The following is a 24624-nucleotide window of genomic DNA, read 5'->3' as shown; positions in this document are numbered from 1 at the left end:
CGTTGATACCCCGGCGGTTCGCCAGCGATTTTCGGCGGCTGCCAAGGGATTCCCCGCTGATTCCCACTTCCGGGTGGCCGGGTTATCCACAATCCCGGGGTTGTCCACCAAGATCCACCAATCGGGACCGGACGCGTCAGAGTCGGTCCCGGAGGTGGTGCCGAAATGAACGCACGGGGGGCACTCGGGCGGTACGGCGAGGATCTGGCGGCGCGGCTGCTGGCCGAGGCCGGCATGTCCGTACTGGAACGGAACTGGCGCTGTCGCGCCGGTGAGATCGACATCGTCGCGATGGACGGCGACGCACTCGTGGTCTGCGAGGTGAAGACCCGCAGGGCTGGCGCGTTCGAGCATCCGATGGCGGCCGTCACACCGGTCAAGGCGGAGCGGCTGCGGCGGCTGGCCGGTATCTGGACCCACCGGCACGGCGGCCCGCCGCCCGGCGGGGTCCGGATCGACCTGGTCGGCGTGGTGCTGCCCAGGCGCGGGGCGCCCGTTGCCGAGCATGCGCGGGGGGTGGCCTGATGGGGTTCGCGCGGGCGTGCTCGGTGGCGCTCGTCGGCGTCGAGGGCGTGGTGGTGGAGGTCCAGGCGGACCTGGAGGCGGGGGTGGCCGCGTTCACCCTGGTGGGGCTGCCGGACAAGAGCCTGGTGGAGAGCCGGGACCGGGTCAGGGCCGCGGTGGTGAACTCGGGGGCCGAGTGGCCGCAGAAGAAACTCACGGTTGGCCTGTCACCGGCCTCGGTACCGAAGGGCGGATCCGGGTTCGATCTCGCCGTCGCCTGTGCGGTGCTGGGCGCGGCGGAGCGGATCGATCCCGCTTCCATCGCCGATGTGGTGATGATCGGCGAGCTGGGGCTCGACGGCCGGGTGCGGCCGGTGCGCGGTGTGCTGCCGGCCGTGCTCGCCGCGGCGGAGGCAGGGTACCGGCAGGTCGTCGTGCCCGAACAGACCGCAGGGGAGGCGGCGCTGGTTCCGGGGGTCTCCGTCCTCGGGGTACGGAGCCTGCGGCAGCTGGTCGCCGTGCTCTGCGACGAACCGGTGCCCGACGAGCGGCAGGCGCACGACGAGGGGCGCCCCGACACCATGCTGGCCGGGCTGATGGTGCCCGGCGCGGGCATCGGCACCGGGCTCGCCCGCGGGGCCGGGCAGGGCGACGGGAACGCACCGGATCTCGCGGACGTGGCGGGGCAGGAGCTGCCCCGCAAGGCTCTGGAGGTCGCCGCGGCGGGTATTGGTAACCCCGGATAACGGAACATGCGGAATGCCCTGGCTCCGGAATCTGCCGAAAGTCACCACGACGGCAGCGCAAGCGTGCTAGCCATGACCGTGTGGATGAGTTGCTTGTTGCCCTAGTTGCGGCTGGTGCGGCCTTGGCCGGCAGCGCAGTCACAGGGTTCTTCGCGGTGAGGGCGGCCGAACGCCAGGCAGGTGCGACGCGTGATGCGGCGCAGCGGCAAGCTGATGCCGCCTGGGCCTCTGCGCAGCGGCAAGCTGATGCCGCCTGGGCCTCTGCGCAGCGGCAAGCCGATGCTCAGCTTGAGGTCCTGCGCGAGGGACACCAGGCCCAAGAGATCAGCAAGAGGCGAGAACTGCGGCGCCAGGCGTATGTCGAGTTCTTGAACCGCGTGGACCAGTTGGTCGCAGCCCCGACGACTGATCAGCGTGCAGCTTCTGGCATTGCGACTGAGTTCCACGATCGAGTCGAGCAGGCACTCAACATCGTGCGGCTGGAGGGACCCGCATATGTAATTCCCTCTGCCGAGGAAGTCGCGCGCCGTCCTGGCGACGCTGCAAAGCGTGACAGCTTCCTGGAAGCGGCGAGGGAGGCTCTCAACGAGCCGCTGCGTCCCCCTGCTCCCCCTCTCCTTATTGCAGATCCTGAGTGATCGCTGACCCCTGCGAAGCATGGGGGCGGTTCTGGAGCTCTGCGGCGTATCGAGCCCAGTTGCCTCCTTCCTGGGTCCAGGCGGTGGCGGTCTCGGGGCTGATTCCCAGGAGTTCGGTGAGGATCGCCGCTGGCAACTGGGTGGAGAGTCCCATCAGGGCGGAAGTCCGGCCCGGACGTGAGTAGATGCCCAGCCGCTTCAACCGTGTTCCGAGATGGTGGCTGCTGAGCGGCTGGCCGGCGAAGGCGCCGGGGAAGAGCCAGGGCGAGTCCGCCGAGGAGCCGATCGTGATGTGTCCGCGTCGCCGGGCGACGAGCCGCCGGGCGAGTTTGTCGACGGGATCAGGCAGCAGCAGGGGAGTGTCGCCCAGCATCAGCGACGTCTGCGGGCCTTCTGTGATCACCGCTGTGACCGGCAGCTGTGAGACCGCCGTGAGGGGCTGGGCATAGAGCAGGACGAGGAGCCCGGCGAATCGGTCCTCGATGGCAAGGCCGTCGTCGTGCATCAGGCGACGACTGACAGCCCAGCGTTCGTCTTCGTCTGTCGGCCGGACATGGCTCAGCTTCTCGCGGGCTGGGATCTCCAGGTCCTTGCTGATGTGCCGGTTCTTGCGGCACCACTCGATGAAACCGCGGGCGTCGTATCGGGGCGTGGCCCCGCTGTCGATCCACTCGTCCAGGTGAGCCTTGGTGCAGAGCCCGAGTTCAGCGCCCTGTTCGCGCAGCCAGACCAGCAGGGCGACCGCGGCGCGGATACTGGCTCGGACCGCGTGCGCCTGGGTCGAGGTGACCGGGTGTTTCGCAGCCTCGCGTCGAAGGCGCCGCAGGTGGTGCCAGGTCGCGAAGCGCCGGACGAGCTTGCGTTCACCGTCGTCCGTGACCGCCTCGGTCGCCGTGGTGATCCACTGTTCCAGGGCGGCGAATCGCTCGTCGCGTGCGGGCAGAACGCCGGCCGTGACCAGGGCGGCACGCAGGAAGGCCACGGACTTGTTCGGCAGGAGGGCGTCCAGGCCCTCGTGGGTGAGTGGGCAGGTGCCGTCCGCGAGGGCGTCGAGGATCGTGCGGGCGCTGGGGTGGGTCAGCCATTTCAGTCCGGCCTTCGCCCCGCTGGCGGCGAGGACGTCATGGACCGGCTGGAGACCGGGGCGCAGGACGCCGTCTCGGGAAAGCGCGTCGCGGACCTGCTGGTCGCGGACGCAGCTGTGGCAGCGGCCGTAGCTGTGCAGATACTCGACCGTCCCGCAGAGTCGGCAGGGGTTGAAGGAGATCGGATTCTTCTGCCAGCAGGTCTCGCAGAGGTGGCCGTCCTCGGTCCGGGCCGCGGCGTACTTTTCCTTGCCGCAGCCCACACAGGTTCGGCGGGTGCGGGAACAGACGTCGCAACGGGGCATCCCGGTCGCCGCCCGGAAACAGCGTCGCGGCCCCTTGCCACAGAACGAGCAGATCAACGGGACCGGCCGGTAGCAGGCGCCGCAGAGCGGCCCGTCCTTAGTGCGTCGCCCGACGGGACGGACCCGGTCGCAGAGGACGCAGGTGATCAACTGGTCGGCCTCGTGGCGCATGCAGGGCGAACACAGCGGGGCTCCTCCCAGGCGACGGGTGGCGACAGGCCGGTCTCGGCCGCAGCGGTCGCAGGGAGTGGCGGTGGCTCTGCGGTAGCAGGGCTCGCAACAGCGGAGACTGGTGAGCACATGGGTCAGTGGTCGGACCTCGCCGCAGCGGTGGCAGGCCGGGGCGGTGACGGTGACGCCGGCGGCGGAGAGCGCGGTGATCAGTCGGGCGGCCCGAGCGGACGCCTTGGCGCCCTCGCCGGTCAGCAGGCCCGGAGTGTCCTCGATCTCCCAGAGCAGCCGAAACATCAAGTAGACGTTGCCGACCGGGGCGACCGACTCGACGGCTCGCCGGACGGCCGCAGGCTCGGCGCCCGGGGCGACGGCGGTGACGGCCGCGCTGATCAGAGCGGCCGGGTCGCCGTCGGGCAGCCTCCAGCAGCCGCGGCAGATCGCCTCGCCGGTGCGAGTGCGGCGATAGACCCGAGCTGGCCGGGCGCACTCAATACAACTCAGCGACGCAGCGCGGACCTTGTGATCGCAAGGCTGGCAGACGCGTTTGCCGTCGGCCCGCAGGCTTGTCAGCTTCTTCGTGCTGGAGCAGTCGGCGCACTTCGGCAGGACGGCCCGGCGGGAGCCGTGCGCGAGCAGGGCCCGGATGAAGTCTCCGATCACGGCTGGCCCCTCGGGGCGGCCAGAGGTCAGCAAGCCCGATTCGTCGGCGAGAGAACGGGCCAGACGGCGGCGCTTGGCCCGGGAAGCCGCCGCGTCGGCGACCGCCTGCCGTACGACTTCCTCGGTCAGGCCCGGCTCGACGCCTGCCATGATGGAGACGACGATGTCGTCGGGTTCGGGCGTCGGAACGAGAGGTGCAGTGGTCATTTCTCCGGGCCGGTGATGCGTGCCCTCTTCGGGCGGAAGCTGCCGATGCCCGCCTCGGTGCCATCGGCCGTGCGCTTGGAGCGGGTGGCCTTGGCAGCGGTGGTCGGCTTGATCAGGTCGTCCATGGGGCAGCCGAAAATGTCGATCAGGGCCATCAGGACCTTCAGACTGAGCCGTTCCGGCTTCTCCGTCACCAGCCGATAAACCTGGCTGGTCGACAGGCTCACCCCTCGCTCGGCCAGCATCGGCTGCAGGGCAGCCGTGGTGAACATGCCCTGCTCAGCCATGATTTCGCGCAGCCGCCAGGTGTAGTCCAGCTTGGCCGTCATCCGGTGTCTCCCATGTCCGCGTCCCGCTTGAAGGCCCGGTCCAGGGCCTTGCGCATCATTGTGTTCATGAAGTCGCCGCTGACCGCCGTGTAGATGGCAGTCGTGCTCGCATAGCGATGTCCGACCTGGTCCTGTACGAACTTCGGGTCGACACCGTCCTCGATCTGGTGCGTGACGTGGCTGTGGCGAAGTGAGTGTGGTGTCAGTTCCGGTGGCAGGCCGATCGCGTCGCGGTAGGCGGTGAAGCGGTCGTTGACCTCGCGTGGCTGCAGACGGCCCCCGCGCTCGGTCAACCAGAGAGCCGGGTGGTCCGGGGCCCCGAACCGCGGGCGGATGTTGACCACGTAGTCCTCGACGGCCTCCACCGCCCACGGCATCACGGTGGCGACGTTCCGCCGCCGCGGCGGCGAGCCCTTCGTCGCCTTGCCCCAGCGGACCTGCAGCATCCCGTACCGGCCCAGCTCAGGCGCGGCGGCGTTGCGGTGGAAGTCCACCAGGTCGAGCTTGCAGCCCTCGGTGCGGCGCAGGCCCCAGCCGTAGAGCGTCTTGAACAGCGTCGCGTCGCGGTAGGCCGCCAGGGCGCCCTTGCGGCGGGAGCGGGCCGCGACGTCGATCCGGTCGTCGCAGTAGTCGAAGAACTTCTGCAGTTCTTCCCGGGTGAACGGCCGCCTCTCGGCCTGGCCCTCGTAGTCGGTCAGGTGCTGGGCGGTGTTCCACTCGTGGCAGATCTGCACCGGGTGTGTGCCGAACCGCTTCTCGCACTCGGCCGCCCACTCGTAGGCGGGGCTGATCAGGAAGTCGCAGAACAGCCGCACCGTCAGCTGATAGGCCCGTAGCGTCGAGTGGGCCAGCCCCTTTTCGCTGATCAGGGACACCATCCACTCGTCCATGTGTGAGGCAGACCAGTTCCACGGGTACTCATTCGTGAACGTGGCGAACCGGCGCAGCTGCCCGTCACGGCCCTTGACTGTCTTCTTGTCGAGCCGCCGGCCGCCCCGCTGCTGCTTGGCAAACCCGCTGAGCATCGCCTCGAAGACCGCGTCCTCGGGATGCAGCAGAGCGACCCCGTCCACCAGCTCCATCCGGGCCGCACCCGTTATAGGCGGTCTTGCACCATTCGACACCCTCACGTGCCCTTCCCGTTGACTGCACGAATCTTGCAATAAACGGGAAGTTTCTAGCAAACTGCCAGGTCACAGGCTTGGTGTACGGTGACGGAGAGGCTGGGCATTGTCCGAGATGAGCGGCTTGGAGCCCCTTCGGATCGTGCATCAGATGCAATACCGCGCAGTTCGGTCACCACCTCCTGCTCTCGGGACCGCCAGGCGCCGGCAAGACCATGCTGGCCGAGCGGCTGCCGGCCATCCTGCCGGAGCTGACCCGGAAGGAATCCCTGGAGGTGACCGCGGTGCACTCGGTGGCCGGCATCCTGCCACCGGGAGAACCACTGGTCAGCCGGCCGCCCTACTGCGCACCCCACCACTCGGCGACGATGCAGTCGCTGGTCGGCGGGGGCAACGGACTGCCGAGGCCCGGTGCGGTCTCGCTGGCTCACCGGGGAATTCTCTTTCTGGACGAGGCGCCCGAGTTCTCCGTACGGGCGCTGGACGCGCTGCGACAGCCGCTGGAGTCGGGACATGTGGTGGTGGCGCGCAGCGCCGGGGTGGTGCGGCTGCCCGCCAGATTTCTGATGATGCTGGCCGCCAACCCCTGCCCGTGCGGCCGGTACGGCCTCAGCGGCGCCGGCTGCGAGTGCCCGTCCGCCACGGTCAGGCGCTATCAGGCGAGACTCTCCGGGCCGCTGCTCGACCGGGTGGACCTGCAGGTGTTCGTCGACCCGGTCAGGCGCGAGGACCTGATGGGGCAGGGCGGCAGGGGCGAGTCGACGGCCTCCGTGGCGGCCCGGGTCCGGCGGGCCAGGGCGCGGGCAGCGGAACGGCTGACGGGCACCGGGTGGTCCACCAACAGCGAGGTGCCCGGCCATGAACTGCGGACCAGGCTGGTCGCGGCACCGGGTGCGCTTCTCGCGGCCGAGCGGGACATGGAACGGGGCATGCTCACCGCGCGGGGCCTGGACCGGGTGCTCAGAGTGGCGTGGACGGTCGCCGATCTGCGCGGCGCCGACCGTCCGGACGCCTCCGACATCGCGGTGGCGCTGGAACTGCGGACCGGGATTCCACGGGGCGCCCTGACGAACGCCGGGACGCCGTCATGACGCGGCGGACGGAGGACGGGCCGGGGAACGGGCCGGACCTGTCGGGGGAGGTACGGGGACCGGGTGCGGCACACGCCACGGGGGAGGAGCCCGGGGCCGGGCCAGGGCTGACGGTGAGCGGTCAGGAGCGGCTGGCGCGAGCCGCCCTGACCCGCATCATCGAGCCCGGGGACGAGCACGGCGGCCGCTGGCTGCGCGAGTGCGGTGCCGTCGAACTGGTACGGCGGATCACCAGCGGGGACGGCACCGCGGAGCAGCTGAGCGGGATGACCCCGAAGCGGCTCGCCGGATACCGGTTGCGGGCCGAGAGCGCCGACCCCGGGCGGGACCTCTCGGTGATCGCCGCGCTCGGCGGGCGGTTCGTCTGTCCCGGAGACAGGGAATGGCCCAGCCAGCTCGACGACCTCGCGGACGCCAGGCCGACCGGCCTGTGGGTGCGGGGGCCCCGCGATCTGCGGCTCTGGGCGCTGCGTTCGGTCGCCGTGGTCGGCGCCCGAGCCTGCACCCCCTACGGATCGCACATGGCGGCCGGACTCGGCGCGGGACTCGCGGAGCTGGGGTGGGTGGTCGTGTCGGGAGCCGCGTTCGGGGTCGACGGGGCGGCGCACCGCGGCGCGCTCGCCGTCGGCGGGGCGACGACGGCGGTCCTGGCCTGCGGGGTGGACGTCCCCTACCCCCGGGGACACGCCGAGCTGATCGGACGGATCGCGCAACAGGGGCTCGTCATCGGTGAATTACCACCGTCCGATCATCCCACCCGCAGCAGGTTCATTCTCCGGAACCGGGTCATCGCCGCGTTGACGCGCGGGACGGTCGTCGTCGAGGCCGAATACCGCAGTGGTTCGCTCGTCACCGCGCGCTGCGCACAGCGGCTCGGCCGCTTCACGATGGGCGTGCCAGGACCCGCCACCAGCGGGCTGTCGGCAGGGGTGCATGAACTCCTGCGCGGAGAGGCCGTCCTGGTCACCGATGCCGCCGAAGTCGCCGAACTGGTGGGGGACATCGGCGAACTGGCCCCGGCCAGACGCGGTCCCGTGTACCCCCGGGATCTGCTGGACGCGACCTCCGACAGAGTCCTCGACGCCCTGCCCCGCCGGGGTGCCGTCAGCGGGCGCGATGTGGCCCGCACCGCCGGAACCAGCGCCGACGAAGCACTCGGCAGGCTGTACGAACTGCACTCACTGGGGTTCGTCGAACGGGATGGCGAGGGATGGCGGTTGACGCCGGGGCCGACTTGCAATGGCGACGCGCGGCGAGGCGGTACTTGACCTGGAGCATTCGGGTGAAAAGGTGATGCCGATGACCTCGGCGGATCCTTCAGCGACGCCTCCGGGGCCGACGCGCACGGCGACGGCCCCGGGCCTCAGCCGTGTTGAATCGGCCGGATTCGCACAGCGCTGATCCTCTATCCTGCGCGGACCGCGACATCGTCGTCACGCTACGCTCACAAGGGTTTCGACTCAGACATACGTCCACAGCACTTCACGGCAGAACGGCTCAAGGCACCACATGCCCCAGCACACCTCCGGGCCTGACCGCGCGGCAGCGCCACCGGCTGCGCGTGGCACTGTGCGTCCCCCCGCCCCCTCCTCGCTCGACGAGTTGTGGCGTTCGTACAAGTCCACCGGCGACGAGCGGCTGCGGGAGCAGCTGATCCTCCACTACTCGCCGCTGGTGAAGTACGTCGCGGGCCGGGTGAGTGTGGGCCTGCCTTCCAACGTCGAGCAGGCGGACTTCGTCTCCTCGGGGGTCTTCGGACTGATCGACGCGATCGAGAAGTTCGACATCGAGCGCGCGATCAAGTTCGAGACCTACGCGATCACCCGGATCCGGGGCGCGATGATCGACGAACTCCGGGCGCTGGACTGGATCCCGCGCTCGGTGCGCCAGAAGGCGAGGGCGGTCGAACGCGCCTACGCCACGCTGGAGGCGCAGCTGCGGCGTACCCCGTCCGAGGCGGAGGTCGCCGCGGAGATGGGCATCGCGCTTGAGGAACTCCATACGGTTTTCAGCCAGTTGTCGCTGGCCAACGTGGTCGCGCTGGAGGAACTGCTGCACGTCGGCGGCGAGGGCGGCGACCGGCTCAGCCTGATGGACACGCTGGAGGACACCGCCGCCGACAATCCGGTTGAGGTCGCCGAGGACCGCGAGCTCAGACGGTTGCTCGCGCGGGCGATCAACACGCTTCCGGAGCGCGAGAAGACGGTCGTCACCCTCTACTACTACGAGGGCCTTACCCTCGCCGAGATCGGCAACGTCCTCGGGGTCACCGAGAGCCGGGTCAGCCAGATCCACACCAAATCGGTGCTGCAACTGCGCGCGAAGCTGGCCGACGCCGGACGCTGAGCCCCGCTCGCAACCGGCGCCGGCCATGCTTGCTTCGGCCATCGATCAGGGCCGCACTCGCCCTCTCGGACACCGGTCGCCGTAGAGTGGGCACGTGCCCAGGATTCGAGCGGCCTCGGTGGCCGAGCACCGGACCATGCAGCGCGGCGCCCTCCTGGACGCCGCACGCTCCCTGCTGTCCGAGGGTGGTACGGAGGCGCTGACCTTCCCCGCTCTCGCCGAACGGACGGGCCTCGCCCGGTCCTCCGTGTACGAGTACTTCCGATCCCGCGCGGCCGTCGTGGAGGAGCTCTGCGCCGTCGACTTCCCCGTCTGGGCGGCCGAGGTCGAGAACGCGATGGAGCAGGCCACGACGCCCGAGGGCAAGATCGAGGCATATGTGCGCCGGCAGCTCGACCTCGTCGGGGACCGCCGCCACCGGGCCGTCGTCGCCATTTCGGCCAGCGAGCTGGACGCCGGGGCGCGCGAGAAGATCAGGGCCGCGCACGGCGGGCTGATCGCCATGATCGTCGAGGCGCTCGGCGACCTCGGCCACGCGCAGCCGAGGCTGGCGGCGATGCTGCTCCAGGGTTCGGTGGACGCCGCGGTGCGACGTATCGAGCTGGCCGTCGCCGAGGAGCCGGCCGTGATCGCGGACACCGCCGTCGGCATGATCCTCCGAGGCGTACAGGGCGCACGGAGCTGACGCGGCCGCCGCGTCGCGGCGACCGCGAGCAGAACGCCGGGGGCGGCGAGCCCGTCCCCGGTCCTCCCGTCGGCGCGTGCGGCCCCGGGCACGCCGAACACCGGAAGCAGCCGGGACGGGCCCCGCCGCAGCAGTGACGGCGGCAGCAACGACAGCGGATCCAGATAGGTGTCACCGCGCCGCAGGCCCCAGTGGAGACAGCCCGCCGCGCAGTGGAAGGGCCCTGCCTCCACGATCGCCACCTCCTGCCCCGCCGTCACCTCCTCGCCCTTCGCGACGAGCGCCCGCACCGGTTCGTACGTGGTCCGCAGCGGCGGATCACCGCTGCCGGCCACCTCGATCGCCAGCACCCCGCGTCCCGCCACCCGCCCCGCGAACGAGACCTTTCCCGAGGCGGCGGCGAGCACCGCCGCACCCGGCTCCGCGGCGAGGTCGACGCCCCGGTGGCCCCGCCCGTAGGTGCCGGCCGGGGGCTCCCAGCCCCGTACGACCGCGGGCCGCCCGGCGAGCGGCCAACTCCGGCCGCCGTCCGGCACCGGCCCGGATTCAGACGCGGGCGCGGGCGTGGATGTGGACGTCGGCCTGACGGCTGCGGGCGCGGGCCTCGGCGTCTGTCTCCCGGCTGCGGGAACGGGCGTGGGCTTCGGCCCGCCGGCCGCGGCGACAGGTAAGCCGCACACCACCGCCAGCAGGACCGCCACCGCCACCACGAGCGCCTCCCGCAGGCGCGCGGGAGCGGGCTCCGCAGGAGCGGCCGGACCGGTCGGATCAGTTGTGGATCGCATGGCAGAACCGTCCCGCAGCCCCGCGATCCGCGGGGATCATGAACCGGATCTGTGGACAACCTGCCGGTTGTGGACAGCGCCGTCACCCGGCACTCGGGCCGTCCCGTACACTTCCTATGGCGATCCGGGTCACCGGGTCGACTTCGCACGCCCCGCCACCTCCCTCTCTGCGGACGGTGGCCGCGCTCCTCGGTCCCCAGTGGCACGGCGCGTCGGGGCGTCAGGCGCGACAGCAATCCTGCGGTCGCGACAACCGAGCACCTCAAGGAGTACGGCCATGGCCGTCGTCACGATGCGGGAGCTGCTGGAAAGCGGCGTCCACTTCGGTCACCAGACCCGTCGCTGGAACCCGAAGATGAAGCGCTTCATCTTCACCGAGCGCAACGGCATCTACATCATCGACCTGCTCCAGTCGCTGTCGTACATCGACCGCGCCTACGAGTTCGTCAAGGAGACCGTCGCCCACGGCGGCTCCATCATGTTCGTGGGTACGAAGAAGCAGGCCCAGGAGGCCATCGCCGAGCAGGCGACGCGCGTCGGCATGCCGTACGTCAACCAGCGTTGGCTCGGTGGCATGCTCACCAACTTCTCCACCGTCTACAAGCGCCTTCAGCGTCTGAAGGAGCTCGAGCTCATCGACTTCGAGGACGTGGCCGCCTCCGGCCTCACCAAGAAGGAGCTCCTGGTTCTCTCCCGCGAGAAGGCCAAGCTGGAGAAGACCCTCGGTGGTATCCGCGAGATGCAGAAGGTGCCGAGCGCCGTCTGGATCGTCGACACTAAGAAGGAGCACATCGCCGTCGGTGAGGCGCGCAAGCTCCACATCCCGGTCGTCGCGATCCTCGACACCAACTGCGACCCCGACGAGGTCGACTACAAGATTCCGGGCAACGACGACGCGATCCGCTCCGTCACCCTGCTCACCCGCGTGATCGCCGACGCCGTCGCCGAGGGCCTCATCGCCCGTTCCGGTGCCGCCACCGGTGACTCGAAGCCGGGCGAGAAGGCCGCCGGCGAGCCGCTCGCCGAGTGGGAGCGCGACCTGCTCGAGGGCGACAAGAAGGCCGACGCCGAGGTCCAGACCTCCGCCGAGACCGAGAAGGTCGCGGACGCCGAGGCCGCCGAGGCCCCCGCTGCCGAGGCCCCCGCTGCCGAGGCCCCGGCCGCGGACGCCGAGCAGGCCTGACACCCGTCACGGCTGATGACAGCGGGGGCCGGTGCCACAAGCACCGCCCCCGCCGTTCACCCGTAGATCTTTCAGACTTCGAGAGAGAAACCCAGACTCATGGCGAACTACACCGCCGCTGACGTCAAGAAGCTCCGCGAGCTCACCGGCGCTGGCATGATGGACTGCAAGAAGGCGCTCGACGAGGCCGACGGCAACGTCGACAAGGCCGTCGAGGCGCTCCGTATCAAGGGTCAGAAGGGCGTCGCCAAGCGCGAGGGCCGCTCTGCCGAGAACGGTGCCGTCGTCTCCCTCATCTCCGAGGACCAGACGTCCGGTGTTCTGCTGGAGCTGAAGTGCGAGACGGACTTCGTCGCCAAGGGCGAGAAGTTCCAGAACGTCGCGAACACCCTCGCCGCGCACGTCGCCGCCACCTCCCCGGCCGACATCCAGGCGCTGCTCGCCTCCGAGATCGAGGCCGGCAAGACCGTCCAGGCGTACGTCGACGAGGCCAACGCCAACCTCGGCGAGAAGATCGTCCTGGACCGCTTCGCGCAGTTCTCCGGCGCGTACGTCTCCGCGTACATGCACCGCACCATGCCCGACCTGCCGCCGCAGATCGGTGTTCTGGTCGAGCTGGACAAGGCCGACGCCGAGCTGGCCAAGGGCATCGCGCAGCACATCGCCGCGTTCGCCCCGAAGTACCTGTCCCGCGAGGACGTCCCGGCCGAGGTCGTCGAGGCCGAGCGCCGCGTCGCCGAGGAGACCACGCGCGCCGAGGGCAAGCCCGAGGCCGCGCTCCCGAAGATCGTCGAGGGTCGCGTCAACGGCTTCTTCAAGGAGGCCACCCTCCTCGGCCAGCCGTACGCGCTGGACAACAAGAAGTCCGTCCAGAAGGTCCTGGACGAGGCCGGTGTCACCCTGAAGCGCTTCTCGCGCATCAAGGTCGGCATCTGAGTCCGTCCGCGAAACACGGTGGACCCCGATAGGGTCTAGTGCAGTCGTCGGCCGCACTCACGCCGTACGACCGCAGATCTGACGAGGAGGCCATTGCCGCTGAGGGACACCAGACCCACCGGCAATGGCCTTCTTCGTATGTGCACGAGGAGAATCTCCATGAACAAGGGCGCGGACGCCGCAAAAGGTGACCACAAGCGCGACGACGGCAAGGTGGCCGGACGCTTCATGCTGAAGCTGTCCGGAGAGGCGTTCGCCGGCGGCGGGGGTCTCGGTGTCGACCCCGACGTCGTACACGCCATCGCCCGGGAAATCGCGGCGGTCGTCCGCGATGGCGCGGAAATCGCTGTCGTCATCGGCGGCGGCAACTTCTTCCGTGGCGCCGAGCTCCAGCAGCGCGGCATGGACCGGGCCCGGTCCGACTACATGGGCATGCTCGGCACGGTCATGAACTGCCTGGCACTCCAGGACTTCCTGGAGAAGGAAGGCATCGACTCCCGCGTCCAGACCGCCATCACCATGGGGCAGGTCGCGGAGCCGTACATTCCGCTGCGCGCCGTGCGCCATCTGGAGAAGGGCCGCGTCGTCATCTTCGGCGCCGGCATGGGGATGCCGTACTTCTCCACCGACACCACTGCCGCCCAGCGCGCCCTGGAGATCGACGCGGAGGGTCTCCTGATGGGCAAGAACGGGGTGGACGGGGTCTACGACTCCGACCCGAAGAGCAACCCCGACGCGGTGAAGTTCGACGCGCTCGAGTACAGCGAGGTTCTCGCCCGCGATCTCAAGGTCGCCGACGCCACCGCCATCACGCTCTGCCGCGACAACGACCTGCCGATCCTCGTCTTCGAGCTGACCGCCACCGGCAATATCGCCCGCGCGGTCAATGGTGAGAAGATCGGCACGCTCGTGAGTGACCGGAGCACCCGGGTCTGACGACCGGGGGACCTTCCCGGAGTACGACGGGGAGGTCCGGGCCCCCGGGGGTAGCACCCCCGGGACCGGCCCCGAAGGATGGACAACGGCCTGCCGGTCGGACACCGTGCAGGTGAGGACGCGACGCAGGACCCGCCGGGCCCGAGCACGACGGGCCCACTCAAGACACGCAGGAGCACGTGGTGATCGAAGAAACCCTCCTCGAGGCCGAGGAGAAGATGGAGAAGGCCGTCGTCGTGGCGAAAGAGGACTTCGCCGCGATCCGTACCGGCCGTGCGCACCCGGCGATGTTCAACAAGATCGTCGCCGACTACTACGGCGCGCTGACCCCGATCAACCAGCTCGCCTCGTTCTCGGTGCCCGAGCCGCGCATGGCCGTCGTGACGCCGTTCGACAAGACCGCGCTGCGCAACATCGAGCAGGCCATCCGCGACTCGGACCTCGGCGTCAACCCGAGCAACGACGGCAATATCATCCGGGTGACCTTCCCGGAGCTCACCGAGGAGCGCCGCCGCGACTACATCAAGGTCGCCAAGGGCAAGGCCGAGGACTCCAAGATCTCCATCCGCGCGGTGCGCCGCAAGGCCAAGGAGACCCTGGACAAGCTGGTCAAGGACAAGGAGTCGGGCGAGGACGAGGTGCGTCGCGCCGAGAAGGAGCTCGACGACACCACCGCGAAGTACGTCGCGCAGGTCGACGAGCTGCTCAAGCACAAGGAAGCCGAGCTGCTCGAAGTCTGATGAACGACTCTTCCTGGGGCGCCCCGCAGGGAGCCGGCCACTGGGGTGCGCCCGAGATGCAGGCTGCTCCGGCGGGTCCTGCATACGATGTGCATGACGCCCAGCAGACTCGGCCCATGCCCATAGTGCCGGACGTTCCCGACGCAGGTAGAGACGCTGACGACCGTGATGACCGGGACCAGGGGGCCGGACGCCTGAGCGGCGGCCCCCTGTTCCGTGACGAGAAGCCGCAGGAGCCCATGTCCACCGCGCCGCCGCCCCCGCAGAAGAAACGTGCGGGCCGTGATCTGCGAGCCGCCATAGGGGTCGGTGTGGGGCTCGGCGCCGTCATCGTCGCCTCGCTGTTCATCGTGAAGGCCGTCTTCGTCGGTGTGATCGTGGTCGCCGTCGTCGTGGGCCTCTGGGAGCTCACCTCACGGCTCCAGGAGCGCAAGGGCATCAAGGCGCCGCTCGTCCCGCTGGCGGTGGGCGGCGCGGCGATGGTGGTGGCCGGCTACGCGCAGGGCGCCGAAGGCGCCTGGGTGGCGATGGCGCTGACCGCGCTGGCGGTGCTCGTCTGGCGGATGACCGAACCGCCCGAGGGCTACCTCAAGGACGTCACGGCCGGTGTGTTCGCGGCGTTCTACGTACCGTTCCTCGCCACGTTCGTCGCCATGCTCCTGACCGCCGACGACGGGCCGCAGCGGGTGCTCACCTTCCTGCTGCTGACCGTGGTCAGCGACACGGGTGCGTACGCCGTCGGCTGGCGCTTCGGGAAGCACAAGCTGGCTCCGCGCATCAGCCCCGGAAAGACCCGGGAGGGTCTGTTCGGCGCCATCGCCTTCGCGATGGTCGCCGGTGCGCTGTGCATGCAGTTCCTGATCGACGGCGGTTCCTGGTGGCAGGGGCTGCTGCTCGGGCTCGCAGTCGCGGCCAGCGCCACCCTCGGTGACCTGGGCGAGTCGATGATCAAGCGGGATCTCGGCATCAAGGACATGGGCACGCTGCTGCCGGGGCACGGCGGCATCATGGACCGGCTGGATTCGCTGCTGCCGACCGCCCCGGTGGTCTGGCTGCTGCTGGTGCTGTTCGTCGGATCCAGCTGAGAAAGCGTTCCTGACCTGCGATTTTACGAGTGAGGGCCCGTTGTCCACAGGACGGCGGGCCCTCACTGTTCTGTCTGCGACACTGGATGAACCATGCCTAAGCCCGGAGAACTCACTTTCGTCGCGCCCCGCGGAGCCAAGAAGCCGCCGCGGCATCTCGCCGACCTCACGCCCGCCGAGCGCAAGGAAGCCGTCGCCGCGATCGGCGAGAAGCCGTTCCGCGCCCAGCAGCTCTCGCAGCACTACTTCGCGCGGTACGCGCACGACCCGGCGGAGTGGACCAACATCCCGGCCGCGTCGCGGGACAAGCTCGCCGAGGCGATGTTCCCCGACCTGATGTCCGTGGTCCGCCACATCAGCTGCGACGACGACACCACCCGCAAGACGCTGTGGAAGCTGCACGACGGGACGCTCGTCGAGTCCGTCCTGATGCGCTACCCGGAGCGCGTGACGATGTGTATCTCCTCGCAGGCCGGATGCGGGATGAACTGCCCGTTCTGCGCCACCGGGCAGGCCGGCCTCGACCGCAATCTGTCGACCGCCGAGATCGTCCACCAGATCGTGGACGGCATGCGGGCCCTGCGCGACGGCGAGGTCCCCGGCGGCCCGGCGCGGCTCTCCAACATCGTCTTCATGGGCATGGGCGAGCCGCTCGCCAACTACAACCGGGTGGTCGGCGCGATCCGCCGGCTCACCGACCCGGAGCCGGACGGGCTGGGGCTCTCGCAGCGCGGGATCACCGTCTCCACGGTGGGCCTGGTGCCCGCGATGCTCCGCTTCGCCGACGAGGGCTTCAAGTGCCGTCTCGCCGTCTCGCTGCACGCGCCCGACGACGAGTTGCGCGACACCCTCGTTCCCGTGAACACGCGCTGGAAGGTCGGCGAGGTGCTGGACGCCGCGTGGGAGTACGCGGAGAAGTCCGGCCGCCGCATCTCCATCGAGTACGCGCTGATCCGCGACATCAACGACCAGGCATGGCGCGGTGACCGGCTGGGCCGGCTCCTCAAGGGCAAGCGGGTCCACGTCAATCTGATCCCGCTGAACCCCACGCCCGGTTCCAAGTGGACCGCCTCGCGGCCCGAGGACGAGAAGGCGTTCGTCGAGGCGATCGCCGCCCACGGGGTGCCGGTCACCGTGCGGGACACCCGCGGCCAGGAGATCGACGGGGCCTGCGGTCAGCTGGCGGCGGCCGAGCGCTGAGGCCGATAAGGCCCGTGTAATCTGGGCCCGAAATCAACTTCATATTCCGACAGGGGAGCGCCACAGCGCTGAGAGTGCGGCACCGAGGACAGGTCGGCCGCAGACCCTCTGAACCTCGCCCGGGTCATTCCGGGTAGGAAGTTCGGTCATCAACTCATGCTGTTGCGCCCTGCCCGCTTCCTGCGGGCAGGGCCGCGTCTCTTCCTGGCCAAAACCCAGGAGGAATACACAAATGATCACCACGCGCAGGACCAGGCAGCTCGCGGCTTCGGCCGTCGCCGCCGCGCTCGGCGTCACCGCACTCGCCGGGTGCGGTAGCTCCGACGACACGTCCTCCGGTTCCGGCGGCACGAAGGGCTCGAGCTCCAAGACCGTGACCCTCGTCAGCCACGACTCCTTCAACGCCTCCAAGGACGTGCTGAAGCAGTTCACCGAGGAGACCGGATACACCGTCAAGGTGCTGAAGAGCGGCGACGCGGGGGTCGCGCTCAACCAGGAGATCCTGACCAAGGGCTCCCCGCGCGGCGACGTGTTCTTCGGCGTCGACAACACGCTGCTCTCCCGCGCCCTCGACAGCGGGCTCTTCACGCCGTACGAGGCGAAGGGCATCGACCGGGTCGCGGCGGACACCCGGCTCGACGCCGGCCAGCACCGGGTCACTCCGATCGATACTGGTGACATCTGCGTCAACTACGACAAGAAGTACTTCGCCGACAAGAAGCTCGCGCCGCCGCGGTCCTTCGACGACCTGGCGAAGCCCGCGTACAAGGACCTGCTCGTCACCGAGAACGCCGGGACCTCCTCGCCCGGTCTCGGCTTCCTCCTCGGCACCGTCGCCACCTACGGCGAGAAGGGCTACCAGGACTACTGGAAGAAGCTGGAGCGCAACGGCGTCAAGGTCGTCGACGGCTGGGAGCAGGCGTACAACGAGGAGTTCTCCGGCTCCGCGGGCGGAAAGAAGGCCAAGGCGGACCGGCCGCTCGTCGTCTCGTACGCCTCCAGCCCGCCCGTCGAGGTGCTGTACGCGAAGCCGCAGCCGGCCGAGGCCCCGACCGGTGTCGCCACCGGGACCTGCTTCCGCCAGATCGAGTTCGCCGGCCTGCTGAACGGGGCGAAGAACGAGGAGGGCGGCAAGGCCCTGCTGGACTTCCTGATCAGCAAGAAGTTCCAGGAGGACATGCCGCTCAACATGTTCGTCAACCCGGTCGTCAAGGACGCGACGCTGCCGGAGCTCTTCACCAAGTTCGGTGCGACGGTGGACAGCCCGACGACCGTGGCCCCGGACCGGATCGCCAAGAACCGTGAGCAGTGGGTCCAGTCGTGGTCCTCGCTCGTAGTGAAGTAACGAAGAGTCCCGTACGCGGAACGGACGCGGGCGGGAAGACTCCCCGCCCGCAGCCCGCGCACGCGGCTGCCGCTCGCGCGAAGGCCCGGCGCGGGAGCGCGGTGCGGCTCGGCCTGATGGCCGTGCCCGTCGCGTTCTTCGCGCTGTTCTTCGCCTACCCGGTCGCGGCGATCGTCGGCCGGGGCCTGAAGGTGGACGGCGTCTGGCAGTTCGGCCGGATCGGCGAGGTGCTGACCCGGCCGGAGATCCGCGACGTCCTCTGGTTCACCACCTGGCAGGCGCTCGCCTCGACGGCGCTGACCCTGCTGATCGCGCTGCCCGGCGCCTATGTCTTCGCCCGCTTCGACTTCCCCGGCAAACAACTGCTGCGGGCGGTCGTCACGGTGCCGTTCGTCCTGCCGACCGTGGTCGTCGGGACGGCCTTCCTGGCGCTGCTGGGACGCGGCGGATTCCTCGACCAACTCTGGGGCGTACGGCTCGACACCACCGTCTGGGCGATTCTGCTCGCCCATGTCTTCTTCAACTACGCGGTGGTCGTAAGGACGGTGGGCGGGCTGTGGTCCCAGCTCGACCCCCGGCAGGAGGAGGCCGCCAGGGTGCTCGGCGCGGGACGGTTCGCCGCCTGGCGACGGGTCACCCTGCCGGCCCTGGCGCCCGCCGTGGCCGCCGCCGCGCTGATGGTCTTCCTCTTCACCTTCACCTCCTTCGGGGTCGTGCAGATCCTCGGCGGCCCCGGTTACGCCACCCTCGAAGTGGAGATCTACCGGCAGACCGCGCAGTTGCTCGCCCTGCCGACGGCCGCCGTGCTGACGCTGGTGCAGTTCGCCGCGGTCGGCGCGATCCTCGCCGTGCACGCCTGGACCGTACGGCGCCGGGAGACCGCGCTGAAGCTGGTCGACCCCGCGCAGACCGCCCGCAGGCCGCGCGGCGCCGGGCAGTGGGCGCTGCTCGGCGGGGTGCTGCTGACCGTGCTGCTGCTGATCCTGCTGCCGCTCGGAGTGCTGGTCGAGCGCTCCTTGGACACCACCGGCGGGCATGGCTTCGACTTCTACCGTGCCCTGTCCTCCGTGGACGCGGGCGGCGGTACGTTCCTGGTCGCGCCGCTCGAAGCGATCTGGAACTCCCTGCAGTACGCGCTGGTCGCGACGGTCATCGCGCTGGTCATCGGCGGGCTGGCCGCCGCGGCGCTGACCCGGCGGGCCGGCCGGCTGGTGCGCGGTCTCGATGCGCTGCTGATGCTGCCGCTCGGAGTGTCCGCGGTCACCGTCGGCTTCGGCTTCCTGATCACCCTGGACAAACCGCCGCTGGATCTGCGGACCTCCTGGATCCTGGTGCCGCTCGCGCAGGCGCTGGTCGGTGTGCCCTTCGTCGTACGGACCATGCTCCCCGTGCTGCGCGCGGTGGACGGGCGGCTGAGGGAGGCGGCCGCGGTGCTCGGGGCGTCGCCGCTGCGGGCCTGGCGGGAGGTCGATCTGCCGCTGGTGCGGCGGGCGTTGCTGGTCGCGGCCGGTTTCGCGTTCGCCGTCTCGCTCGGTGAGTTCGGTGCGACGGTGTTCATCGCCCGGCCCGACCGCCCGACGCTGCCGGTCGCCGTGGCCCGGCTGCTGGGGCGGGCCGGGGAGCTCAACTACGGCCAGGCGATGGCGCTGAGCACCATCCTGATGGTGGTCTGCGCCGTCTCGCTGCTGCTGCTCGAACGTATCCGCACGGACCGGTCCGGGGAGTTCTAGGAATGCTGACACTGGAATCGGCCACGGTTCGCTTCGGCGAGCGGGCGGCGCTCGACGCGGTGGACCTGGAGGTCGCCGAGCACGAGATCGTCTGTGTGCTCGGGCCGAGCGGAAGCGGCAAGTCCACCCTGCTGCGGGTGGTCGCCGGACTGCACCCGCCGGACGGCGGCCGGGTGCTGCTGGACGGTGCGGACCAGGCCGGGGTGCCGGTGCACCGGCGCGGGCTCGGCCTGATGTTCCAGGACCACCAGCTCTTCCCGCACCGGGACGTCGGCGCCAACGTCGCCTTCGGGCTGCGGATGCGCGGGGTCTCGCGCCGCGACCAGGAGCACAGGGTCGGCGAACTCCTCGACCTGGTGGGCCTGCCCGGTGCCCAGCGGCGCGCCGTCGCCGCCCTGTCCGGCGGTGAGCAGCAGCGCGTGGCCCTGGCCCGGGCCCTCGCCCCGAGCCCCAAGCTGCTGATGCTGGACGAGCCGCTCGGCCAGCTCGACCGCGGTCTGCGGGAACGGCTCGTCGTCGAGCTGCGCACGCTCTTCGGCCGCTTGGGCACCACGGTGCTCGCCGTCACCCACGACCAGGGCGAGGCGTTCGCCCTGGCGGACCGGGTGGTGGTGATGCGTGACGGGCGGATCGCCCAGGCGGGAACCCCGCTGGAGGTATGGCAGCGGCCCGCCTCCGCCTTCGTCGCCCGGTTCCTCGGCTTCGACAACGTGGTCGGAGCGACGGTGACCGGTGCCGTCGCCGACACGGTGTGGGGCAGGGTGCCGGTGCCGAAGGGCTCGCCGCAGGGGGCGTGCGATCTGCTGGTGCGTCCGGCCGGGGTCAAGATCGGCGCCCCGGACGAGGGGCTGCGCTGTGTGGTCGGGACGCGCACGTTCCGGGGCAATCATGTCGCGGTGCGGCTGAAGCCCGAGAGCGGTCCGGAGCTGGAGGCGGAGTGCGCGCTGCGGGACGCCCCCGAGGAGGGTGCGACGGTCGGGGCGGGCTTCGACGCGGCGGAGACCGTGGTCCTGCCCGCCCGGCTCTGACCGTCCGGCCAAGGGCTGCCCGGGGACGGCGCGCACCGGTCGCGGGAGCCGCCCATCGGCCGGAGGATTGCCCGGATGCGCCGGAATGCGGCGCCGGCCGCCCCGGGGACCCGGTGGAACGCCCTCGCGGGCGGCCCCGGGACCGTGCGGCAGATCCGGAAGGACAGGGACATGACCGAGTCAGCACGCGAGGGCATCGACATCACCCGCATCCTCGACGCCCCGCCGGAGAAGGTCTTCACGGCCTGGACGACGCCGGAGCACTTCGCGGCCTGGTACGGCGGCGACGCCGAGGTGCCGCTCGACCGGGTGTCGATGGACGTCAGGCCGGGCGGCGCCTGGAGCCTGGTCATGGTGGTGCCGGGCACCGAGATGCCGTTCCACGGCGTCTACCGGGAGGTGGTGGCCCCGGAGCGGCTGGTCTTCACCCTGAAGGACGCCTCCGCGCCCGCCGACGTCGAGGGCGAGACCGTCACCGCCACCTTCACCGACCGCGGCCACGGGACCACCGAGATGGTCTTCCGACAGCGCGGCGGCAACCTCACGGCCGAGCAGTACGCGGCGGCCGAGGACGGCTGGGAGGCCTTCTTCGACGCGCTCGTGACCCGGCTCGCTTCCTTCTGAGCCCGGACAGGACCTACGCGTACAACCGGGCGAGTGCCTCGGGGGCCTCGTCCACCGTGTCCACGAGCGCGATCCGGTACTCCATCGCCCGGCCGGCGGCCAGCGCGCGCAGCAGCGGCCACGCGGGCAGGGCGCGCGTCCAGTGGGCGCGGCCCACCAGCACCATCGGGGTCGGCCCGCCGAGCGAGCCGTAGTAGTTCGGCGTCGCGTTGTCGAAGATCTCCTGTACGGTGCCGGCCGCGCCGGGCAGGAAGATCACGCCCGCCGTGGAGCGGGTGAGCAGTCCGTCCTCGCGCAGCGCGTTGGCGAAGTACTTGGCGATGCGGTCCGCGAACGGGTTCGGCGGCTCGTGCCCGTAGAACCAGGTCGGGATCGAGACGGAACCGCCGCCGCCCGGCCAGCGCCGCCGTACGTCGAAGGCGGCCAGCGCCCAGTCGGTGACCGACGGGGTGAACGAGGGGGCCGTGGCCAGCAGCGCGCAGGCCTCGTCCAGTACGGGTTCGGGGTGCGGCGCCGTGTACGCCCCGAGGTTCGCGGCCTCCATCGCGCCGGGCCCGCCGCCGGTGGCCACTGTCAGACCGCCTCGGGCCAGGGCCCGGCCCAGCCGGGCGGCGGCCGCGTACGGGGCGCTGCCGCGGGCCGTCGCGTGGCCGCCCATCACCCCGACCACGCGGGCGCCGGTGAGGAACTCGTCCAGCGCGTCGGAGACCGCGTCGTCGTGCAGTGCCCGCAGCATCGACGCGAGGGTGTCGCCGTTCGCCCGGGTCTGCTGGAACCAGCGGTACGCGCGGGCGTCGGGCGTGGCCGCGTAACCGCCGTCCGACAGCCCCTCGTAGAGCGCGTCGGGGGTGTAGAGCAGGCCGCGGTACGGATCGAAGGGGAGTCCGGGCACCGGCGGGAAGACGAACGCGCCGTCGGCCCGTACCTTCGCCGTCACCCCGGGCTCCATCCTGCAGCCGAGGAAGACGGCGCCCGCCGTGTCGGCGGCCAGCAGGGCGGCGCCGCGGTCCGTCAGGTCGACCGACTGCACCCGGTGCCCGGCCAGCGACCCCGAGGCGACCGCCTCGTCGAATTCGGCGAGCGACTCGATCTCGGGGCCGGGCGGGGGAGTGACATCGTCCGGATTGTCCACGTTGTCATGCTACGTAGCGGCCGGGTGCGGGGCGTGGTCCGCGGCGCGCGTGCTCAGGCCGTCAGCGGCAGTGCGGCCAGCTCGGCGATCAGCCAGGTCAGCGGGGCGAAGACGATCAGCAGGACGGTGGCGCGCAGGGCCGTCGCGGCCCGCAGCGCCGATACCGGGGCGCCGAGCCGCAGCAGCGCCCGCGCCGTGTGTGCGCGCGCCTGCCGCGCCTCCAGTGCCGAGGTCATCAGCGTCGCCGTCGTGCAGCCGAGCACGAGCACCGCGCCCAGGACCGTCAGCGGGCCGAGGGGGTGGGTCTTCGTCCCGTAGAGCGCGTAGGCGGCGACCGCCGCGGCGAGCACCGCGCAGACCACACCGAGCGGCCGGCCGATCCGGCGCGACTCGTCCATCAGCACCCGGCCGGCCAGCAGCCGGACGGCACCGGGTCGCGCCGCCTGCAGCAGCCGCCCGCACAGATACGCCAGCCCCGGGCCCGCCATGGCCAGACCGGCCGCCGCCAGCGTCCACCCCACCAGCACCCCGGTCGGGGTGGCGTCGAGCCTGCCGGGCAGCGGGAGCAGGCTGCGGACGTCGCCCCGGCTCATGTACGCCTCGACGGCGAGGCCCGTCGCGGTGAGCGCCACGCCCCACGGCAGCCCCGTGGGAGGCGCCGCCGGACCGGGGGCCTCCGGCTCCGTCAGGATCTCCGAGTCGTCCGGGGCCGCCGTGGCCACCGGCTCGGCGCGCAGCGCGAGCGCGCTCGCCGTCGCCGCGGCCACCGGGACCAGGGCCAGCAGCACCAGCGCGGCAGCCGGCGGCAGCGGGGTCTCGGCGTCGAGCAGTCCGGCCGCGGCGCCGTCGAACGGCAGCCCGGACAGATCACCGCGCAGATGCAGGTAGAACAGCAGCGCCACCATCGACCCGAGGGTGCAGGAGACGGCGGTGGAGACCGCGGCGAGCACCGCGAGCCGGACCGGCCCGAGGCCCACGGCGGACAGCCCGGAGCGCGGCCGGGTGCTGGGGTCGGTACGTGCCACCGCGACCGCGAACTGCACGGTGGCGGCGAGCGGCACGAAGCACCACAGCAGGTGCAGCACGGCGCCGGTGGAGTGCGCCGGGTGCGCCGAGGCGTAGCCCAGGGCGCACAGCAGCAGGAAGCCGACACCGGCCGAGGCGGCGGCGACCAGTAGCCGCCTCAGCAGGACCAGCGGATGGGAACCCCGGGCTAGACGGAGAGCGAGCACGCCGCGCGGCCTTCCGTATCGGACCCGGCGGGCAGGGCGACGGTGGCGACGCGACGGCCGTCCAGCAGCGGGACCGTACGGTCGGCGAGGGCGGCGATCTCCGCGTCATGGGTGGCGAGCACGATCGTGATGCCGTGCGAACGGGCCGCGCTGGTGAGGGTGCGCAGCACATGCGTCCGGTCGCTGCGGTGCAGGGTCGCGGTCGGTTCGTCGGCGAAGATCACCGTGGGGGCGGCCGCCAGGGCGCGGGCCACGGCGATCCGCTGGCGCTGTCCCTGGAGCAGGGTGTGCGGCCGCTGCCTGGCGCAGGCGCCGATGTCGAGCCGCTCCAGCCACTCCAGGGCGGCCTTCTTCGCCTCCCGGTGCGAGGTGCCGCGCAGCAGCAGCGGGAGAGCGGTGTTCTCCCAGGTGTTCAGCTCGGGCACCAGCTGAGGCTCGGGGGCGATCCAGCCGAACCGGTCCCGGCGCAGCCGCTCGCGCAGCCGGGGGCCCATGGTGTGGATGGGGACGCTGTTGAACCACACCTCGCCCTGCTCGGGCACCAGCTGACCGGACAGGCAGTGCAGCAGGGTCGTCTTGCCGCAGCCCCGGGGGCCGGTCACGGCGAGGATCTCGCCGTCACGGACGCCCAGGGATACGCCGCCGAGCGCGGGTGAGCCGTTGTGGGAATGTTGCAGGGAGCGCGCCCAGATCACGTCGTTGTCCGGCGGGGCCACCATGGCGTACACCTCGGTTCAGATCGTAATTCCCGTCCCCCGTACGGGGGAACGAAAT

21 protein-coding genes, 3 pseudogenes and 1 riboswitch are annotated in these 24624 nt (G+C 70.8%); of the genes and pseudogenes, 17 read left to right on the top strand and 7 right to left on the bottom strand.

Features of this window, described 5'->3' with window-relative positions; genetic code table 11:
• Window positions 1–165: 165 nt before the first annotated feature.
• From ACFYY7_RS35515 to ACFYY7_RS35505, 3 genes and pseudogenes are all read left to right on the top strand, one after another.
• Window positions 166–525 carry a YraN family protein gene (locus tag ACFYY7_RS35515; RefSeq protein ID WP_266729425.1) on the top strand — a complete coding sequence of 120 codons (360 nt, stop codon included), beginning with the start codon at window positions 166–168 and terminating at the stop codon, window positions 523–525.
• Window positions 525–1232: pseudogene (locus tag ACFYY7_RS35510) on the top strand (magnesium chelatase domain-containing protein); the annotation flags it as partial. The gene ACFYY7_RS35515 and the pseudogene ACFYY7_RS35510, both read left to right, overlap by 1 nt.
• A gap of 98 nt (window positions 1233–1330) precedes the next feature.
• A complete protein-coding gene (locus ACFYY7_RS35505) occupies window positions 1331–1888 on the top strand; it encodes a hypothetical protein (RefSeq protein ID WP_388667920.1) in 558 nt (185 codons plus the stop codon).
• Here ACFYY7_RS35505 and ACFYY7_RS35500 read toward each other — a convergent pair.
• From ACFYY7_RS35500 to ACFYY7_RS35490, 3 genes are read right to left on the bottom strand one after another with little or no spacing between them, the layout of a single operon-like run.
• Window positions 1869–4319: a hypothetical protein gene (locus ACFYY7_RS35500; RefSeq protein ID WP_388667919.1), complete on the bottom strand. Its 2451-nt coding sequence runs from the start codon at window positions 4317–4319 to the stop codon at window positions 1869–1871. The genes ACFYY7_RS35505 and ACFYY7_RS35500 overlap by 20 nt on opposite strands.
• Window positions 4316–4648 carry a helix-turn-helix domain-containing protein gene (locus ACFYY7_RS35495; RefSeq protein WP_388667918.1) on the bottom strand — a complete coding sequence of 111 codons (333 nt, stop codon included), beginning with the start codon at window positions 4646–4648 and terminating at the stop codon, window positions 4316–4318. Before ACFYY7_RS35495 ends, ACFYY7_RS35500 begins: the two co-directional genes overlap by 4 nt.
• Complete coding sequence (locus ACFYY7_RS35490) at window positions 4645–5730, bottom strand: tyrosine-type recombinase/integrase (RefSeq protein WP_388667917.1); 1086 nt, start codon at window positions 5728–5730, stop codon at window positions 4645–4647. Before ACFYY7_RS35490 ends, ACFYY7_RS35495 begins: the two co-directional genes overlap by 4 nt.
• A gap of 212 nt (window positions 5731–5942) precedes the next feature.
• Here ACFYY7_RS35490 and ACFYY7_RS35485 point away from each other — a divergent pair.
• The 4 genes and pseudogenes from ACFYY7_RS35485 to ACFYY7_RS35470 all read left to right on the top strand — a co-directional run.
• A pseudogene (locus ACFYY7_RS35485) lies at window positions 5943–6863 on the top strand (ATP-binding protein); the annotation flags it as partial.
• Entirely contained in the window at window positions 6860–8131 is a 1272-nt protein-coding gene (dprA, locus tag ACFYY7_RS35480; RefSeq protein ID WP_388667916.1) for a DNA-processing protein DprA, read from the top strand. The pseudogene ACFYY7_RS35485 and the gene dprA, both read left to right, overlap by 4 nt.
• Before the next feature lie 241 nt (window positions 8132–8372).
• Window positions 8373–9209 carry an RNA polymerase sigma factor WhiG gene (gene whiG / locus ACFYY7_RS35475; RefSeq protein WP_388667915.1) on the top strand — a complete coding sequence of 279 codons (837 nt, stop codon included), beginning with the start codon at window positions 8373–8375 and terminating at the stop codon, window positions 9207–9209.
• A 118-nt stretch (window positions 9210–9327) separates the two neighbouring features.
• On the top strand, window positions 9328–9894 hold the full coding sequence (locus ACFYY7_RS35470; RefSeq protein ID WP_266733522.1) for a TetR/AcrR family transcriptional regulator: 567 nt from the start codon (window positions 9328–9330) through the stop codon (window positions 9892–9894).
• An 86-nt stretch (window positions 9895–9980) separates the two neighbouring features.
• Here ACFYY7_RS35470 and ACFYY7_RS35465 read toward each other — a convergent pair.
• Window positions 9981–10679, bottom strand: a pseudogene (locus ACFYY7_RS35465) (murein hydrolase activator EnvC family protein); the annotation flags it as partial.
• Between the two features lie 277 nt (window positions 10680–10956).
• Between ACFYY7_RS35465 and rpsB the strand changes: the two are divergent.
• From rpsB to ACFYY7_RS35415, 10 genes are all read left to right on the top strand, one after another.
• Window positions 10957–11862: a 30S ribosomal protein S2 gene (rpsB, locus tag ACFYY7_RS35460; protein WP_342286668.1), complete on the top strand. Its 906-nt coding sequence runs from the start codon at window positions 10957–10959 to the stop codon at window positions 11860–11862.
• 99 nt (window positions 11863–11961) lie between these two features.
• Window positions 11962–12798 carry a translation elongation factor Ts gene (gene tsf, locus ACFYY7_RS35455; protein ID WP_388667914.1) on the top strand — a complete coding sequence of 279 codons (837 nt, stop codon included), beginning with the start codon at window positions 11962–11964 and terminating at the stop codon, window positions 12796–12798.
• A 159-nt stretch (window positions 12799–12957) separates the two neighbouring features.
• The gene (pyrH, locus tag ACFYY7_RS35450) at window positions 12958–13734 is read left to right on the top strand and encodes a UMP kinase (protein ID WP_351254843.1); all 777 of its coding nucleotides are present in this window, start codon (window positions 12958–12960) and stop codon (window positions 13732–13734) included.
• A 182-nt stretch (window positions 13735–13916) separates the two neighbouring features.
• Window positions 13917–14474, top strand: a complete 558-nt coding sequence (frr, locus tag ACFYY7_RS35445) for a ribosome recycling factor (protein WP_072487217.1) — start codon at window positions 13917–13919, stop codon at window positions 14472–14474.
• Window positions 14474–15559 (top strand): phosphatidate cytidylyltransferase, encoded by a 1086-nt coding sequence (locus ACFYY7_RS35440; protein WP_388667913.1) that lies wholly within the window; start codon window positions 14474–14476, stop codon window positions 15557–15559. Before frr ends, ACFYY7_RS35440 begins: the two co-directional genes overlap by 1 nt.
• A gap of 93 nt (window positions 15560–15652) precedes the next feature.
• Window positions 15653–16759 carry a 23S rRNA (adenine(2503)-C(2))-methyltransferase RlmN gene (rlmN, locus tag ACFYY7_RS35435; RefSeq protein WP_072487215.1) on the top strand — a complete coding sequence of 369 codons (1107 nt, stop codon included), beginning with the start codon at window positions 15653–15655 and terminating at the stop codon, window positions 16757–16759.
• Between the two features lie 41 nt (window positions 16760–16800).
• Window positions 16801–16917, top strand: a riboswitch (TPP riboswitch).
• Between the two features lie 74 nt (window positions 16918–16991).
• Window positions 16992–18104 (top strand): thiamine ABC transporter substrate binding subunit, encoded by a 1113-nt coding sequence (locus tag ACFYY7_RS35430; RefSeq protein ID WP_388667912.1) that lies wholly within the window; start codon window positions 16992–16994, stop codon window positions 18102–18104.
• Between the two features lie 116 nt (window positions 18105–18220).
• Window positions 18221–19834 carry an iron ABC transporter permease gene (locus ACFYY7_RS35425; RefSeq protein WP_351254850.1) on the top strand — a complete coding sequence of 538 codons (1614 nt, stop codon included), beginning with the start codon at window positions 18221–18223 and terminating at the stop codon, window positions 19832–19834.
• 2 nt (window positions 19835–19836) lie between these two features.
• Window positions 19837–20862: an ABC transporter ATP-binding protein gene (locus tag ACFYY7_RS35420; protein ID WP_388667911.1), complete on the top strand. Its 1026-nt coding sequence runs from the start codon at window positions 19837–19839 to the stop codon at window positions 20860–20862.
• A 171-nt stretch (window positions 20863–21033) separates the two neighbouring features.
• A complete protein-coding gene (locus ACFYY7_RS35415) occupies window positions 21034–21486 on the top strand; it encodes an SRPBCC family protein (RefSeq protein WP_351254854.1) in 453 nt (150 codons plus the stop codon).
• Window positions 21487–21499: 13 nt separating this feature from the next.
• Here ACFYY7_RS35415 and ACFYY7_RS35410 read toward each other — a convergent pair whose 3' ends face one another.
• Genes ACFYY7_RS35410 through ACFYY7_RS35400 form a run of 3 tightly spaced genes read right to left on the bottom strand, consistent with a single transcriptional unit; the run spans window position 21500 to window position 24569 of the window.
• Entirely contained in the window at window positions 21500–22618 is a 1119-nt protein-coding gene (locus ACFYY7_RS35410) for an LOG family protein (protein ID WP_388667910.1), read from the bottom strand.
• 53 nt (window positions 22619–22671) lie between these two features.
• A complete protein-coding gene (locus tag ACFYY7_RS35405) occupies window positions 22672–23850 on the bottom strand; it encodes a hypothetical protein (RefSeq protein WP_388667909.1) in 1179 nt (392 codons plus the stop codon).
• On the bottom strand, window positions 23832–24569 hold the full coding sequence (locus ACFYY7_RS35400) for an ATP-binding cassette domain-containing protein (RefSeq protein ID WP_351254859.1): 738 nt from the start codon (window positions 24567–24569) through the stop codon (window positions 23832–23834). Before ACFYY7_RS35400 ends, ACFYY7_RS35405 begins: the two co-directional genes overlap by 19 nt.
• Window positions 24570–24624: the final 55 nt, after the last annotated feature.

This window comes from Streptomyces sp. NPDC001933, assembly GCF_042890955.1.
Lineage (GTDB): Bacteria > Actinomycetota > Actinomycetes > Streptomycetales > Streptomycetaceae > Streptomyces.
Note: the sequence above shows the minus strand (reverse complement) of the source record. Positions and strands in the feature narration are given on the sequence as shown.

Coding starts and splice junctions, on each gene's coding strand:
- ACFYY7_RS35400 (WP_351254859.1), bottom strand. CDS start 24,569: ATGGTGGCCCCGCCGGACAACGACGTGATCTGGGCGCGCTCCCTGCAA.
- ACFYY7_RS35415 (WP_351254854.1), top strand. CDS start 21,034: ATGACCGAGTCAGCACGCGAGGGCATCGACATCACCCGCATCCTCGAC.
- pyrH (WP_351254843.1), top strand. CDS start 12,958: ATGAACAAGGGCGCGGACGCCGCAAAAGGTGACCACAAGCGCGACGAC.
- ACFYY7_RS35420 (WP_388667911.1), top strand. CDS start 19,837: ATGCTGACACTGGAATCGGCCACGGTTCGCTTCGGCGAGCGGGCGGCG.
- ACFYY7_RS35440 (WP_388667913.1), top strand. CDS start 14,474: ATGAACGACTCTTCCTGGGGCGCCCCGCAGGGAGCCGGCCACTGGGGT.
- ACFYY7_RS35500 (WP_388667919.1), bottom strand. CDS start 4,319: ATGACCACTGCACCTCTCGTTCCGACGCCCGAACCCGACGACATCGTC.
- ACFYY7_RS35515 (WP_266729425.1), top strand. CDS start 166: ATGAACGCACGGGGGGCACTCGGGCGGTACGGCGAGGATCTGGCGGCG.
- ACFYY7_RS35425 (WP_351254850.1), top strand. CDS start 18,221: ATGGCCGTGCCCGTCGCGTTCTTCGCGCTGTTCTTCGCCTACCCGGTC.
- ACFYY7_RS35430 (WP_388667912.1), top strand. CDS start 16,992: ATGATCACCACGCGCAGGACCAGGCAGCTCGCGGCTTCGGCCGTCGCC.
- dprA (WP_388667916.1), top strand. CDS start 6,860: ATGACGCGGCGGACGGAGGACGGGCCGGGGAACGGGCCGGACCTGTCG.
- whiG (WP_388667915.1), top strand. CDS start 8,373: ATGCCCCAGCACACCTCCGGGCCTGACCGCGCGGCAGCGCCACCGGCT.
- rpsB (WP_342286668.1), top strand. CDS start 10,957: ATGGCCGTCGTCACGATGCGGGAGCTGCTGGAAAGCGGCGTCCACTTC.
- ACFYY7_RS35495 (WP_388667918.1), bottom strand. CDS start 4,648: ATGACGGCCAAGCTGGACTACACCTGGCGGCTGCGCGAAATCATGGCT.
- ACFYY7_RS35490 (WP_388667917.1), bottom strand. CDS start 5,730: ATGGAGCTGGTGGACGGGGTCGCTCTGCTGCATCCCGAGGACGCGGTC.
- rlmN (WP_072487215.1), top strand. CDS start 15,653: ATGCCTAAGCCCGGAGAACTCACTTTCGTCGCGCCCCGCGGAGCCAAG.
- tsf (WP_388667914.1), top strand. CDS start 11,962: ATGGCGAACTACACCGCCGCTGACGTCAAGAAGCTCCGCGAGCTCACC.